Raw genomic sequence first — 14,241 nt, 5'->3', positions numbered from 1 at the left:
CGCGGCCCTCACGTGCCGGCCCCGGCGTCCGGGCCGGATGGCTCGACCGCCTCCAGCCTGCGTCGCAGGTGAGCGCGTTCGGGTTCGGTGCCGGCCAGGGCGAGCGCTTCCCGGTAGGCAGCGGCGGCCTCGGGGAGCCGGCCGAGCCGTTGCAGCAGGTCCGCCCGGGCCGCCGGGTAGGGGTGGTGGCCGCGCAGCCTCTCCTCGCCGGCCAGGCTGTCGAGCAGCGCCAGGCCGGCCTCCGGGCCGTCGCACATCGCCACCGCCGCGGCCCGGTTCAGGGCGACGACGGGAGAGGGGGCGAGGGCGAGCAGCACGCCGTAGAGCGCCACGATCTGCGGCCAGTCGGTGGTCGCGAGGTCTGCCGCCTCGTCGTGCAGGGCGGCGATCGCGGCCTGCACGCCGTACGGTCCAGGCGGGCCGCCGGTCAGCGCGGCGGGCACCAGGGCGAGGCCCTCCTCGATCATCGTACGGTCCCAGCGGCCGCGGTCCTGGTCCTCCAGCAGCACGAGCTCGCCGTCCGGGCCGGTCCGGGCATCGCGCCGCGCGTGGACCAGCAGCATGAGCCCGAGCAGGCCGGCGACCTCCCGCTCGGCGGGCAGCAACCGGCGCAGGATCCGTGCCAGCCGAAGGGCCTCCTCGGCGAGGTCGAGCCGCTGCAGCTGCGCTCCGGCGCTGGCCGCGTACCCCTCCGTGAAGATCGAGTAGAGGACCTGGAGCACACCCGGCAGGCGTGCGGGCAACTCGTCGGCGCCCGGCACCCTGAAGGGGATCCGGGCCTCGCGGATCTTCTTCTTCGCCCGCACGATCCGCTGGGCCATCGCCGCCGGCGGGACGAGATAGGCCCGCGCGACCTCGGGTGTGGTCAGTCCGGCCAGGCAGCGCAGCGTCAGCGCCCCGCGAGCCTCGGCCGGCAGGGCCGGGTGGGCGCAGGTGAAGAACAGCTGCAGCCGCTCGTCCGGGAGATCGGCGTCCGCGTCCGCGGGCGGGGCGGAGGCGGCCCGGTCCGCCTCCACCTGCAGGGCGGCGAGCCGGGCGGCGTAGGCCTGGTCCCGCCGCAGCCGGTCGACGGCCTTGCGCCGGGCCGTCGTCAGCAGCCAGGCACCCGGCTTGGCCGGAACGCCCTGCACCGGCCAGTGCATCAGCGCGGCCTCGATCGCCTCGGAGGCGACCTCCTCCGCCAGGTCGAGGTCCCCGAAACGGCCGACGAGTGAGGCGAGCAGCCGACCGTGTTCCTCCCGGAACACCGACTCCACGGCCCTGTCCGTACCGGTATCGGTCGGCTGCTCCGCCATCTCCGTCAGGCCCCGAAGTCGGCGACCGGCCGCACCACGACCGAGCCGCTACCGCGGGCGCCGGGGCAGCGTGCGGCCCAGTCGAGCGCGGCATCGAGATCCGGCACGTCGATGACGTAGAAACCGCCGAGCACCTCGCGGGTCTCGGCGAACGGCCCGTCGGTGACGGCCCGCTCGCCGTCCGCTCCCACCCGGACCGTCGTGGCGGTGACCAGGTCGGCCAGCGACTCCCCCGAGACGTAGATCCCCGCGTCCTGCACGGCCTTGTCGTAGATCATCCAGTCCTCGACGCCGCACTCCGCGGCCCCGCCGTTCGCGTCGATCGCACCACTGTTGATCAGCAGCATGTACTTCATGGTCCGACTCCTTCGGGTCCTGTCATTTTCTCGCGCGGCGGGTCGCCGTACACCATGACGACGAACGGGATGCGGCCACATCGACAGCTTCCCCGAGATTTTTTCCAGACCGAGCGCGGCCGTCACGCCCGGCCGCCGCCGATCGGCTGCGGGGAGCCACATGTCGGCCTTCCTGCCCTCCAGGAGGCCGGCATCGACCGTCGCCCTCGGCGCTCGCCCGGTGTCATGGACGCCGGCGGCGGGACCGGACAGGAGGAGCTTACGGGCGGTCCGCGCGGGTGCCGGCCAGCGCCTCGACCAGGGCGGCGGTCAGGGCCCGCTGGCCGGCGAGGGAGAGGTGCAGGCCGTCGTCGAGGTGGAAGCGCTCTCCGCCCTGCCGGGAGATGACGGGGTGGCTGTCGACCGTGAGATCCGGCTGCGCCTTCAGGATCTTCGCGATGGCGTCGATGTCACGGTTGGCCCAGCCGATCGCGGCTCGCTGGAAGTGCGGGTAGGCCGCGACGCGCTCCTCGTCCAGCGGGGCCGGGGTGATCCACGCCCATCGCGCCGCGGTGCGCCGTACGAGGAGGTCACGCAGGGTGTGCAGGTTGCGTTCGGTTTCGTCGAGGCTGACCAGGGTCGGCCCGTCGGCCGCGAGACGCTGGGCGTCGTTGCCGCCGAGCATGCACAGCACCCAGTCCGGGCGGTGGAGGGACAGCCCCGGCAGCGCGGCCAGGGCCTGGGTGGTCGTCTGCCCGGTGACCGCCGCGTTGATCAGGGTGATGCCGTCGGCGGGGCGCCGGAGGTCGAGGAGATGGCGCAGGATCTCGAACCATGACAGCAGGTCGTCGGTGGTGCTCTCGCCGACGGCCACGACCCGCTGACCGGGGGCGAAGGGCAGCCGGTCGACTTTTTCCGCGAATCCGGGGGCCTCGAGCAGCTCCGCCGCCGCGCCGCGGGCCTGCTCCTCGTGGGAGCGGCGCACCCGCCGGTAGGTGGCCGTGTCCAGCCCGAACAGGGTGGCGAGCCGGTCGTCGTCGAGGCCGCCGAGATAGCCCAGGACCTTCTCGGGGTGCTGGAACCGTACGAGCCGTTCGGTCATTTCGGTGTTCATGCGACTGCGTCCTTCGTGCGGGAGGCGTTCTTGCCGGCCCGGGTGCGGGGCAGCAGGAACCCCGCGGTGACGAGCCAGGCCAGGGAGGCGAAGCGGGCGATCGGCAGCGACACGGCCGCGCCGGGGACGAGCAGGGTGAGCGTGGACAGCTCGGCCACGACGGCGATGGCCAGGCCGGCGAGCGCAAGCGGGCGCGGGAGCAGGCCGGCCAGCAGCCCCGGTACGGCGATGCCCGCCACGAGCAGGCCGAGGAAGACGACGTGCCCGGTGCCTCCGGTGGCGAAGGCGAGGTCCTGCAGGGCCCGGACCACGGCGGACCCGGTGAGCGCCTCGGTCCGCGACAGCACCCAGCTGAACAGCGCGGACAGGGCCAGCATGGTGGCGGCCAGCGCGCCGCCGACCAGGGCGATGGTGGCACCGGGCGCGCGGACGCCGAGGCTGTGCAGGCGGGCCGAGGCGGTGGCGGCGTAGATCGCCATCGGCACCGAGGCGGCGAACTGCAGGAACCCGCTCACCCGCACGGCGTCGGGGTGATCGTGGAAGTAGGCGAGAATCTCGGCCTGGGGGCCGAAGGGCGAGGGGAAGGTCTCGCCGCCTGCCATGATCGTGCTGATCGCGATCCCGGCGAGGAACAGCACCGTGAACACGACGGCGAGGATCCCCAGCGGCGGCCCGGACTGGGCCTGGCGCGGGGTGCGCTCGACGGCTGTCACACGATCACCCGCCCGCCGGCCAGGTCGAGGGTGACCCCGGTGACCCAGGACGAGGCGTCCGAGACGAGGTACAGCACCGCCTGGGCGACGTCGCCGGGCCGCCCGATCCGGCCGAGGGGGTGGGTCGCGGCCAGCTCGTCCAGCTGCCCGGCGGACATGAACCGCTGCATCCGCTCGTTGAGCACGGCGGAGGGAGCCAGGCAGTTGACGCGGACGCCCTGCTTGCCGACCTCGTTCGCCAGATGCTTGGTGAACATCACCACGCCGGCCTTCGCCGCGGCGTACGCGGCGTTCGCGCCGCCCGGCCGGCGGCCGGCCGCGGAGGACATGGTGATGATCGTCCCCTCCCCTCGCTCGATCATGGCAGGCAGGAACGCGGTCACGGTCAGGTAGACCGAGGTCAGCTCGGACTCGACGACCGCGCGCCACCGGTCGAGCCCGAGCTGGACGGTGGGCGCCGGGGCGCCCTGGCCACCGGCGAACGCCGCGAGGATCTCCACCGGTCCCAGCGCACGCTCGACCGTGGCGCGCACGTTCCGCACCGTGGCCTCGTCGGTGACGTCACCGGGCGCCGCCACCGCCGTGCCGCCTTCCGCCGCGATCTGTGCGACGACCTCGTCGATCGCCGCCCGGTCGCGGCCGTTCACCGCGACCGCGACCCCGTTGGCCGCCAGTGCCCGGCAGGTCGCCGCACCGATTCCGCGCGAGCCGCCGGTCACCAGCGCGACCTTGCCGGCCAGGCCCGGATGGCGCGGCCAGTCCTCACTTGTGTCATCGGACATCCCCATCTCCGTTCTCTAATGTGAACTATTCATAGCACAGAACTATTCATTGCCACTACTATCGCTGCATGAGCACGCAACCGCAGACCGGCCCCGACGACGGATCGACGCCGCGGTCCCGGCCGAGGGGCACGGCGTTCCTGCTCTCCCAGGTGGGCGCGCACGCCGCGACGCGGTTCGCCGAACGGATCGGCGGACTCGGGGTGGTCCCCTCCGACGTCGGGCTCCTGCGCCTGATCGCCGCCCGGCCGGGCCGCAGCCAGCAGTCCCTGGCCGAGGAGCTGGGAGTCGTGCCGAGCCGGGTCGTCGCGCTGGTCGACGGCCTGGAGCGCAAAGGGCTCGTCGAGCGACGGCGGAACCCGCAGGACCGCCGCAACTACGCCCTGCACCTGGCCGCCGAAGGCGAGCGCGTGATGGCCGGGATGCGCGATCTCGCCTCCGCGCACGAGGAGGAGATCTGCGCCGCGCTCGACGACGCCCAGCGCGCGCAGCTTGCCGGGCTGCTCGAAGCCATCGCCGCCCAGCAGGGCCTCACCTCGGGCGTTCACCCCGGATACCGGCACCTGCCCCGGTGATCCCGGCGAGGAGCAGGGCCGGCGCGACCGGCCGCCGGCCCGTGGCCAGGAAAGGGGGCCAGGTGGTGAAGCCTGCCGGCGGCGTCAACTTCTACGGCAAGGCGGCGACATCCCCGTCGACCGGCGCGAGGAACCGGAGCTGACCGTCCTGTATACGCGGTTCCTCCGGGCGACGTCCGTCTCCACCGGCACCCTGGTGCCTCACGACGGCCTTGCCGGTCCTGGATGGTCGGCTCGCGATGACAGTCGGCTCCGGTCTCTTGAGGCGGGAGACCTCACCCCCGCACCGTGGTGGTCCTCAGCTGCGGGTCGGCGGCGATCTCGGCTTCGGTGAAGCGCCCGGTGACCCACTGGCCGCGCGAGAACAGGACCGTCTGGTCGGTGTGGTGGGCCGAGGTGGGATCGGCGGAGAGGGAGTAGGTGAGGATGGTGCGGGAACGGGGGCCGTCAGGGCCGAGCTCGACGGCCATCATGAAGCTGGAGCCGGTGTCCACCTCCGGGTAGCGCCCGTCCGTGCCGAGCGGGCCGCGCATGCGCACCCTGTCGAAACAGCCCTCCCCCTCGGTACAGCCGGGAAGCGGGATCGAGGAGTAGTGCTGCGACCGGCCCGGGGTGAGCGTCAGGGAGATGCGGTTGGCCTGGAAGAAGCGCACGGCATCGGCCAGGGCCTGCCGCACCGCCGGGCTGTCGTGCTTGAGCCCCCGGGGGGTGGTCAGCGGACGCGCGGGGTCGAACGGCACCCGCCATGGGGTGAATTCGGAGTCTCCGGGCTTGCTGGGACGCCGCAGCCGGGTGAAGAACTCGCGCCACAGGATGGCGCCCTGGCCGTCCAGGGTGGCGCGCCCGTCCCACTTCCCCAGGATCCCGCAGGCCTCGCGCGCGTTCACCCGCGTGCCGTCGGACGCGGTCGGCGTGGGGTGGGTACGGCACAGCTTCAGCAGGTCCGAGCGCATGAGCTCGAAGGTGTGGTTGCGCTTGGCGAGCGCGGTGGCCTGCAGTGTCTCCAGGGTGAAGCCGGGCGCGCCGAGCCCGTCGGCCCCGGACAGCCTCTGGGCGATCATGTCCAGGCTGACCCGGGGACGTGGCTCCAGCTCCGTGCGGTCCTTGCCCCACACGCCCTGGTAGCCGGTCAGCGGCGCCGACGGGTTCGTCATCCAGGCGGTGTTGTTGGAGTTGGCCACGTAGTCGGCGCGGGTCAGTTCCGGCTGGTTGCCCGGCCCGAAGATGCCGGGCACGACGGCGTCGCGATCCTTGCCCCACAGGCACGCGGAGGTCGAGCCGTCCAGGACGTATGCCTCCAGCCCCGGAACCGGCGAGGGCTTGGCGCAGCGGCGCGCCTTCGCGTCGCTGATGTGGGGGACGACCGAGGCGTCGGCGAAGTAGGCGGTCCCGCCGATGTCGGTGGCGAGCGTGTGGACGAACGGCATGCCCTGATGGGTGGCCTGGGCCGCGCGCAGCCGGGTGAGGTCACTCGCCTTGGCCATCGCCAGCCATTCGTCGGCCGCGCGCAGGTTGGCGGCGTTGGCGTCGGCGAGCGCGTAGGCGACCTTGTCGGTGCGCCCGACGGCGAGCACCGGGCCGTAGCGCGAGGTGTAGAGCGTGTGGCCGGCGACGGTGCCGTCCTGCAGGGTGACCTCCACCTCCTGGCGGCCGATCGGCTCGGCCCGGCCGTCCACCATGTAGCTGCTACGGTCGCCCGCGAGCTTCAGCCGGTACAGGGTGAAGCGCTGGGCATGGGAGACGGTGTGGGTCCAGGCCACGCTCGCGTTGTGGCCGATCTGGACGACCGGCGTGCCGTACAGGCTGCCGCCGGAGACGTCGAGCACGCCGGGGATGGTCAGCTGTACCTGGTAGAAGCGGCGGCTGCCGTTCCACGGGAAGTGCGGGTCGGCCAGCAGCATGCCGTGGCCGTCGCGCGTCGCCTGGCGGCCCAGCGCCCAGCCGTTGCTGCCCGCGGCCGGTCTCTTGACCGGGCCTTCGGCCTCGGGCGCGCCGGCCCCGGTGATGGCGTCCTTGAGCTGGGAGCTTCCGACCATGCGGTTGAGGTCGAGCAGGTTGTTCCAGATGTCCGTGGCGGTGATGGGGGCGGCCCAGGCCTTGCCCCGGCAGGTGGGATCGGGCAGGTTCGCCACGCCGGTGTCCGCCAGGTAGCGGTTGTATCCCGCGGCGTAGCCGTCGACCATGCGGCGCAGCTCGTCGCTTGGCCCCACCGGCGCGGGCCGGGCCAGCAGCCGCCGCACGACGCCCGAGTCCGCGACGCTCCTGTAGTAGACATCGCTGGCGAAGTTGGTGACCGGGCGGATCGGGTCGTCGGACATGGCCGCGGCGCCGAAGTGCCGGGACCGCTCGCCCCGCAGCGTCACCAGCCACGAGGCCAGCACGCACAGGTTGTCCTGCGCGAATGCGTAGCCGTACCCGAATCCGAGTCCGCCGTAGTCCTTGGCGGCGATGTGCGGGATGCCGTACTCGGTGCGCCGGATCGTGGCCGAGTAGCGCTCGCCGCCGGCCACGGCCGGCGCGTTCGCACGCACCACCACCCCGGCGGAGAGGAGCAGGACCAGCGCGATCAGCACGGCCAGTCGTGATCTGAGCGTCATGGGACTCCTATTCGAAACGGGCGTCGTCCGGCGCGGTCATCCGCCTGAGCAGCGGCAGGCCCGCGAGAATCACCAGCAGGGAGGCGGCCATCCCCCCGCCGACGGTCGCGAAGTAGGCGGGTCCCGGCATCGCCAGGGAGGCGCCCTTGAGCGCGAGCTGGTCGATGAGCGGCTCGGCCACGCCGAACCCGGCGCCGGCGGCGAGCACGGCGGCCAGGACGAGCGGCAGCGCGGACTCCAGCAGCACCACCCCGGCCAGGGTGCGGGTGGGCGTGCCTGCCAGCCGCAGCAGGGTGAAGGGCTGCCTGCGCTCCACCAGCCCGCCGCCGACCGCCACCACGAGGCTGCAGCCGCCGACGATCAGGGTCAGCGCGACCATGGTCATCGCGACGCTCTCGACCTGGGTGTACAGGGCCGCTCTGACCTGGGCGACCTCGGCGAAGGTCATCGGGGCGTCGGCGGTGTGCTCCGCCAGCAGCGTGCGGATCCGCTCCACCGCCGCCGTGTCGGCCGTGCTGATCAGGATCGACTCCAGGTCGAGGCCGGTGGCGGAGGCAGAGTGGCTGGCGGGTCCCGCCAGTGGAAGGATCTTGTCGATGGTGAGCGGGTTGTCGGCGTTGACCAGGCGGTCGAAGGAGCCCGCCACGGCCTGCGCGGCCGCCGGGCACCGCCCGAGCACGGGGAAGCGGGCCAGGCTCGCGCATTCGACGACGGTCCTGGCGGGCGGTGGTCCGTCAGCAGGCATGCGGAAGGCCTCCTGGTCCGCCCTGGCGTAGATCGGCAGCACGTCCACGCCCGGGTAGCCGCGCAGGCGGGCGAGCAGGTCCGCCTGCGCCTGCTGGGACAGCCCCGTCACGCCGGGCCGGGCGAACTGGGCGCGCAGCACATGGTTCAGCTCGCCGCCGGCCACGGCCTGCTGGCCGGAGAGCACCGCGGGGACGAGCCCCGCGATCGCCGTGCCGATGAACACCGCCAGTACGAGCCCGCTCACCGCACGGAAGGCGGCCTTGGGGTCCGCGGCCATCCGCTGCGCAGCCAGCAGCGTCGCCGCGCTCCGGGTCAGCCGGGCCGCCAGGCGCGCGGCCCGCATCGTCAGCCAGGGCCCGGCCAGGACCAGCCCGACCATGATCAGGGCGAGTCCCGTGCCGGCCAGCAAGGCGTCGGGCTCCTTGCCGTTTCGGTACACCGGGCCCGCGAACAGCCCCAGCCCGGCCAGCAGCGGGACCACCCGCCACGCCCTCGGCGGGGGCGGCGCGGCCTTCCTGGCCGCGCCGAGGGGGGAGATCCGCACCCGGCGCAGCGACCACAGGGCGGCGCACGCCGCGATGACCGGAACGCAGGCGAGCACGGCCGCGTACTGCCAGGGGCGTGGGGCGATCAGCTCGGGGAAGAAGCGGGCGCCGGTGAGCCGCACTCCGGCCAGGGCGGGCCGTACCGCCTGGAAGAGCGCGAGGCCGGCCAGCGCGCCGAGCAGCGCGCCCAGCGCGGCGTCCACCGCGGCGAGCACGTTGACCTGCCGGGATGTGGCACCCACCAGCCGGATCGCCGCCAGCCGCGTCTCGCGGCGCGCGGCCGCCAGCCGGGTGGCGGTGCCCACGAGCACCAGCAGCGGGACGATCAGCCCGATGGCGGCGACGCCGAAACCGAACTGGTAGAGGTCGGTGTTGTCGTCGACCGCGGGCTCGGTGGCGACCGTGTCGACCTGCCGGGCGCCGGGCATGGCGGCGACCTCCTGCAGCGTCCGCCCCACCACGATGGCCAGTTCGTCGGGCCCGGACAGCGCGGCCCGGCCGATGAGCCCGGCGCGGGTGCCGGGGAAGCGGTCGGCGAGCTGCTCGCGCGGCGCCGAGTCCAGCAGCCTGGCCAGCGCGGGCGAGGCGTAGTACCGGCCGGGGCCGGGCATGCGGGACAGTCCGGGGATGACCGGTGCCCGGGTGCCGAGCGCGGCGACGTCCAGCCTTTTGATCGTCTGGCCCGCGTAGTAGTCCTCGTGGAGGTTCCACAGCGCGCCGTCGGCGGTGGTGTCGAGGGCCCAGCCGCTGGGCGCCGTACCGCGCGTGCACTCCCAGCAGGTGCGGTCGTTGGTGGCCTGGAAGGCGTTGAAGAGCGACAGCGTGGCCAGCAGCACCACGACGCCGACCGCCACCCCGGCGACGATCAGCGCCAGCCTGGTCGCCGCCTCCCTGCCACCGCGCAGCGACAGCCGCAGGCCCAGCAGGATCATCGGCCGACCCCGCCTGCGTACGGGTCGGTGACCCGGCCGGCGTACGGGTCGGTGACCCGGCCGTCGCGGACGACGACCTCCCGGTCGGCGCAGGCGGCCACCCGGGCGTCATGGGTCACCACGATCACGGTGGTGCCCTCCTCGCGGGCCAGGCCCACCAGCAGCTCCATCACGAGCTCGCCGGTGAGCGAGTCGAGCGCGCCGGTCGGCTCGTCGGCGAAGAGGACCCGCGGCCCGGTCACCAGCGCTCTGGCGATGGCCACCCGCTGCGCCTGCCCGCCGGACAGCTCCCCGGTACGGCGGCCGCCCAGTTCGGCCAGCTCCAGCCGCTCCAGCCAGGAGGCGGCCCGCGCGTAGGCATGGTTGCGCCTGGTACGGCCCAGCAGCAGGGGCAGCGCCACGTTGTCGGCCACGGTCAGCTCCGGCACGAGCTGGCCGAACTGGAAGACGAAGCCGAAGGCGGTGCGCCGCAGCTCGCTGCGGCGGCCGTCGTTCAGCGTGTCCAGCCGCCGCCCGTCGAACCACACCTCGCCGCTGTCCGGGGTGAAGATCCCGGCCAGGCAGTGCAGCAGTGTCGACTTGCCGGAACCGCTGGGTCCCATGACGGCCAGGACCTCGCCCGCGGTGACCGACAGGCTGGCCTCGCGCAGCGCGGGCGTGTTGCCGTAGGAACGGCTGATCTCCTCGGCCCGCAGCAGAGTGTTGACGATCATCGGTTGCGCACCGCCGCCGCCAGCGCCCCCAGCCGGGCCTGGGTGACGTCGATCCACCGCAGGTCGGCCTCAAGTCGGAACAGGCCGTGATCGGCCAGGAGCGCGTCAACCAGGTTGCCGGTGCGCTTGATCTCGGTCAGCTCCCGCATGCGTCGCAGATGCGTCGCACGCTGGGCATCGAGGTAGCCCGCCGCGTCGCGCCCCAGCATCAGCGCCAGCACGGTCTTGGTGAACAGCACCGTATGCAGGTACGGCTCGGCCGCGACCGGCTCGGCCAGCCATGCCTCGACCTCCTCCCTGCCCACGGAGGTGATGGCATAGCGCTTGCGGTCGGGCCCGTCGCCGGGTTCGCTCTGCCCGGCGATGACCTTGCCGTCTCTGGCCAGCCGGCCGAGCGTGGAATAGACCTGGCCGAAGGGCAGGGGCTTACCCCGGCTGAAGAGGGTGTCGTAGTCGCGTTTCAGGTCGTATCCGTGGCTCGGCTCCCGTTCCAGCAGGCCGAGCAGTGCGAGAGGAACACTCATGGCAGGGGACTATACCCTGAGGATATATATGCGGGTGATAAAGCGTCCGCCTCGGCCGAACAGGCGATGTGCGTGTGGCCGGCGCCGGTTCAGAAACCGATCAGCTCCGGTGCCTGGGCGGCGGACCGCAGCACGCCGGGCAGAGCGGCGCGCAGCTCGCCGATCGTCTCGGGCGGCAGGTCGAGGCGGACCTCGAAGGCGGTCTCGGTCTCCAGCATGTCGGCGGCCTCGGGGGTCAGCTCCAGCCGGAGCGCCGCGCCGTCCAGCATGACAGAGCGCACGTCCTCGCCGGTGCCGCGCATGCCCTGGCGCGCCACCCAGCAGGTCTCCTTGTAGCACGTCACCAGAAGGATCTCGGACTCGGACTCGCCGGCCTGCTCCGCCAGGTAGACCATGTGCCCGCCGTGCTCCTGGCCCTGGCCGAAGGCGCGGGCGGTCATGGTCGTGGCCGGCAGGTAGGTCAGCTCCCCGGTGATCGGCGGCGGGGACGGCGGCCGGTCGTCGTCAGGGAGGTTGCGCCACCGGTCGTAGCGGTCGCCGTACGTGATGGGCAGCCCAAGGGGCGCCGCGGTCGGCAGCGCGGCCAGCAGCCAGCCGGGCGGCTCCTCGCGGGGGAACGTGGTCAGCTCCGCCGGCGCCGCCGGCGCCGGCACGTCCTCGAACGGTGGCGCGGAGGAGTCGACGCGCCCGGTGTAACCCCTGCCGCCGGGCGAGAACGCCGGCTCGCAGGTGAACCCGGCGCCGGCGCCGGCTCTGTAGGACAGCTCGCGAAGGCGCTGGAACGGCCCGTCCATGCCCACGGCGACGATCTCGCGGCCGTCGCGGGTGACGGCCTGGAACTCCTACAGCTCCGGCAAGCCGCCACTCAGCTGATCAGTGAGTACGGCGACGGGGCGCCAGGACCTCGGTGACCTTGGCGATGGCCTCAGCACCAGGTTTGACGTAGCGCATAGCGGTGCGAGGGTTCTTGTGCCGGGTCTTGCCCATGATGAGCTGCAGGGGGATCTCGGCTTCGCCGAGGTGGGTGGCGGCGCTGTGGCGCAGCTGGTGGAGGTCGAGGCCGGCGTAGATGTGGGGTCTTGGGACTATCGGGCCGGAATTGAACGTTAAGCCTTCCACTGCTGGTCAGCGTGGGGTCAGTAGTCTCCGAAGACCCCGATCGAGAGGGCTTTTCCGAGGCTTGGATGCCGACTTCCCGCAGCTCAGGACGTGCCGGTCGGTCTTAGCGTTCAATCCTGCGGAAACAGTCCCAGCACCCCGAGTATGGCCGTCGCTCCCCGGCCCTCAAGGCCGCATCCTTCGCTGCGCTCGGCTGCGCCTTGACCGCCGGATTCGACGACGGCCCTCAGGGCCCTTGCGACGACGCCCGGTCGCGTCGGCACCCGAGCGGAAGCACTGAGGACGGCCCCGCATTTCCTCATGATCATCCCGGGGCAAGTCGGGGTGTCGGTAAGACTCGTGCAACCAGGTACACGCGATTGAGTCCGCCCGGGTCAGTGGCGTTCTACTGGTCGGCGGGGAGGCGTCGAGACCCCGCCGCCCAGTCTCCCTTTCCCCCGCCTCACCCCGTACCCCTTCGGGCTCGTCAGAGCAGGATGCTGGTCAGGCGGTGAGGCGGGTCATACGCTCCGGTCGTGGCGGACATCGGCTACTTCGAGGCTTGGCAGATGTGGCTGGACGGCGAGTCCACCTTGGGAAACGACATGTTCGGCCTGCCGATGATCTGGTGGGGCAGAGCCGGGAAGATCGCGGCCTTCGTCAGCGGGATGACGATCCTGCTCGACATCGCGGGTCCCGAGCGTCTCACGTCGTTCGCAGACCGGCTACACGCCCTGATCCAGGCTCTCTGGAGCCGCGCGCTGGTCTACTCGTTTTCGGTCGGTGCGTTTGTACTGGCGTTTAGCTGGATCGCCATATGGGACATCGCATGGAGCATCGACATTCCCGTCCCGGCCGGTGTCCCCGGCTTGAACGTGCTCGTCGGTCTCCTCAAGATTGTCGTCGTCGTCACGCTGCTCTGTCTGGCCCCGCTGGCCGTGGCGGGAACCGTGCTCCTCATCGACAAGGTGTGCGCGAAGCTGCCTGCGATCTTCATGCATCCTCGCGCGGTTCACATCCGCGTTGTGGCGGCCGTACTCCTGATCGCCGGCTTCCATTTCGACCTGCTCGCCTCATAGCTCATCCCATAAGAACTTCGTTTTTCCGGCCGGAGGAGGAAGCATGCCCCCTCGCCGTCGTCGGCTCACCGCAGCGCCCGAACCTCCCGCACGGGAACGGGCACCGGACCTGCGCGCCGCCGTACGCGCCGCGCTGAACGCCATGGACTGGCTCACCGACTCCGACCAGGCCATGAAGACGCTCGCACTGCGGCAGGCCTCGTTATGGTCGCCTTCCACCCTGACGGCCATCTGCTGGCCACCGCCGGCGAAGACGGCACCGCCCGACTGTGGGATCCCGACACCGGCCAGCCGGTCGGCGACCCCCTCGCCGGCCACGCGGCAGGCGTCGGCGCGCTCGCCTTCCACCCCGACGGACACCTGCTTGCCACCGCCGGTGATGACGGCACCGTCCGGCTGTAGGCGTTGACGGCCGAATTGTGGCCCAGCCGGGAGTTCTTGTATGAGCGCATCCGCCGCCTTCAGGACCGGGGTTGAGGAACAGCGGAACAGCCGTTGGCGGTAAGCCGCTCCGACGCAGGTCGCGGAAGGCCATGCAGGGCGTCGGGGCGGTGTTTCCCGAGACCGGGTCCTCGCGTCAGCGGGCCCTGATCACCTGGTCCTTTCACATTGGACCAGCTCAGCGCCACAACGAGAAATAAGATCTTTCTCACCGCCAACGGCTGTTCCGCTGTTCCTCAACCCGGGGGGCAGACCAAGTACGCAGGAAAGGGGCAACGGGTTGGTCAGAGACCGCGCTGATCGGGAGTGCGGATCATCGACTGCCTGTTTCCAACTCGGCCGGGCGGCGAGCGACGCGCAGCTCGCGCAGGTTGGGGATGTGGTTGTAGAGCGTGCCCGGGCTCACGCCGAGGAGTTTGGCGATCGAGATCACCGAGTGTTCGGGGTTGGGCAGCATGTCCCGGGCGGCGCGCAGCAGGTCGGGGGTGACCACGGTGGGGCGGCCGCCGACCCGGCCGCGTGCCTTGGCCGCAGCCAGGCCCTCGCGGGTGCCGTCGACGGCCGCCACCCAAGGCGGTGCGTGGTGAACACCGCCGCCCCGGCCGGCCCGGCCTGCCCCGTGTGCAACGCGCCAATCGAGCAAGCCCGCACCGGCCGCCCGGCCCGCTACTGCGGAACCCCCTGCCGCCAGACCGCGCACCGAGCCCGCCGCCGAGCGGTCGAAGCGGCCAGACACGCGGCGTGGCTGCGC

The 14,241-nt window shown here is 72.4% G+C and carries 15 protein-coding genes; 3 read left to right on the top strand and 12 right to left on the bottom strand.

Annotated features, from left to right (window positions below; all coding sequences use genetic code 11):
* Nucleotides 1-8: 8 nt before the first annotated feature.
* The 5 genes from SROS_RS21325 to SROS_RS21305 all read right to left on the bottom strand — a co-directional run bounded on the left by SROS_RS21325 (nt 9) and on the right by SROS_RS21305 (nt 4,239).
* Entirely contained in the window at nt 9-1,295 is a 1,287-nt protein-coding gene (locus SROS_RS21325; protein WP_012891015.1) for an RNA polymerase sigma factor, read from the bottom strand.
* A gap of 5 nt (nt 1,296-1,300) precedes the next feature.
* The gene (locus SROS_RS21320) at nt 1,301-1,651 is read right to left on the bottom strand and encodes a YciI family protein (RefSeq protein WP_012891014.1); all 351 of its coding nucleotides are present in this window, start codon (nt 1,649-1,651) and stop codon (nt 1,301-1,303) included.
* Nucleotides 1,652-1,910: 259 nt separating this feature from the next.
* Complete coding sequence (locus tag SROS_RS21315) at nt 1,911-2,744, bottom strand: SGNH/GDSL hydrolase family protein (protein WP_012891013.1); 834 nt, start codon at nt 2,742-2,744, stop codon at nt 1,911-1,913.
* Complete coding sequence (locus SROS_RS21310; protein ID WP_012891012.1) at nt 2,741-3,457, bottom strand: hypothetical protein; 717 nt, start codon at nt 3,455-3,457, stop codon at nt 2,741-2,743. The genes SROS_RS21315 and SROS_RS21310 overlap by 4 nt, the downstream gene beginning before the upstream one ends.
* Nucleotides 3,454-4,239 carry an SDR family NAD(P)-dependent oxidoreductase gene (locus SROS_RS21305; RefSeq protein WP_012891011.1) on the bottom strand — a complete coding sequence of 262 codons (786 nt, stop codon included), beginning with the start codon at nt 4,237-4,239 and terminating at the stop codon, nt 3,454-3,456. Before SROS_RS21305 ends, SROS_RS21310 begins: the two co-directional genes overlap by 4 nt.
* A 68-nt stretch (nt 4,240-4,307) precedes the next feature.
* Between SROS_RS21305 and SROS_RS21300 the strand changes: the two genes are divergently transcribed.
* Entirely contained in the window at nt 4,308-4,814 is a 507-nt protein-coding gene (locus tag SROS_RS21300; protein WP_012891010.1) for a MarR family winged helix-turn-helix transcriptional regulator, read from the top strand.
* 275 nt (nt 4,815-5,089) lie between these two features.
* On the opposite strand, the gene SROS_RS21295 is transcribed toward SROS_RS21300, so the two are convergent.
* The 6 genes from SROS_RS21295 to SROS_RS21270 form a co-directional block, all read right to left on the bottom strand.
* Nucleotides 5,090-7,411: a penicillin acylase family protein gene (locus SROS_RS21295; protein ID WP_012891009.1), complete on the bottom strand. Its 2,322-nt coding sequence runs from the start codon at nt 7,409-7,411 to the stop codon at nt 5,090-5,092.
* Nucleotides 7,412-7,418: 7 nt separating this feature from the next.
* Complete coding sequence (locus tag SROS_RS21290) at nt 7,419-9,635, bottom strand: FtsX-like permease family protein (RefSeq protein ID WP_012891008.1); 2,217 nt, start codon at nt 9,633-9,635, stop codon at nt 7,419-7,421.
* Nucleotides 9,632-10,348 carry an ABC transporter ATP-binding protein gene (locus SROS_RS21285; RefSeq protein ID WP_012891007.1) on the bottom strand — a complete coding sequence of 239 codons (717 nt, stop codon included), beginning with the start codon at nt 10,346-10,348 and terminating at the stop codon, nt 9,632-9,634. The genes SROS_RS21290 and SROS_RS21285 overlap by 4 nt, the downstream gene beginning before the upstream one ends.
* Nucleotides 10,345-10,872, bottom strand: coding sequence for a PadR family transcriptional regulator (locus tag SROS_RS21280; RefSeq protein ID WP_012891006.1), 528 nt, complete (start codon nt 10,870-10,872; stop codon nt 10,345-10,347). Before SROS_RS21280 ends, SROS_RS21285 begins: the two co-directional genes overlap by 4 nt.
* A gap of 89 nt (nt 10,873-10,961) precedes the next feature.
* Complete coding sequence (locus SROS_RS21275) at nt 10,962-11,666, bottom strand: hypothetical protein (RefSeq protein ID WP_012891005.1); 705 nt, start codon at nt 11,664-11,666, stop codon at nt 10,962-10,964.
* A gap of 79 nt (nt 11,667-11,745) precedes the next feature.
* Nucleotides 11,746-11,991 carry a tyrosine-type recombinase/integrase gene (locus tag SROS_RS21270; protein ID WP_043652527.1) on the bottom strand — a complete coding sequence of 82 codons (246 nt, stop codon included), beginning with the start codon at nt 11,989-11,991 and terminating at the stop codon, nt 11,746-11,748.
* A 515-nt stretch (nt 11,992-12,506) separates the two neighbouring features.
* On the opposite strand from SROS_RS21270, the gene SROS_RS46095 reads away from it, so the two are divergent.
* Both SROS_RS46095 and SROS_RS21260 read left to right on the top strand, forming a co-directional pair.
* On the top strand, nt 12,507-13,049 hold the full coding sequence (locus tag SROS_RS46095; protein ID WP_052316997.1) for a hypothetical protein: 543 nt from the start codon (nt 12,507-12,509) through the stop codon (nt 13,047-13,049).
* A 204-nt stretch (nt 13,050-13,253) separates the two neighbouring features.
* The gene (locus SROS_RS21260) at nt 13,254-13,451 is read left to right on the top strand and encodes a WD40 repeat domain-containing protein (RefSeq protein ID WP_012891003.1); all 198 of its coding nucleotides are present in this window, start codon (nt 13,254-13,256) and stop codon (nt 13,449-13,451) included.
* A gap of 352 nt (nt 13,452-13,803) precedes the next feature.
* Here SROS_RS21260 and SROS_RS21255 read toward each other — a convergent pair whose 3' ends face one another.
* Nucleotides 13,804-14,058: a helix-turn-helix domain-containing protein gene (locus SROS_RS21255; RefSeq protein ID WP_245564691.1), complete on the bottom strand. Its 255-nt coding sequence runs from the start codon at nt 14,056-14,058 to the stop codon at nt 13,804-13,806.
* Between the last annotated feature and the right edge of the window lie 183 nt (nt 14,059-14,241).

This window comes from Streptosporangium roseum DSM 43021 (genome assembly GCF_000024865.1).
Lineage (GTDB): Bacteria > Actinomycetota > Actinomycetes > Streptosporangiales > Streptosporangiaceae > Streptosporangium > Streptosporangium roseum.
The sequence above is the reverse complement of the archived record's forward strand: the minus strand, read 5'-3'. Positions and strand labels throughout refer to the sequence as shown.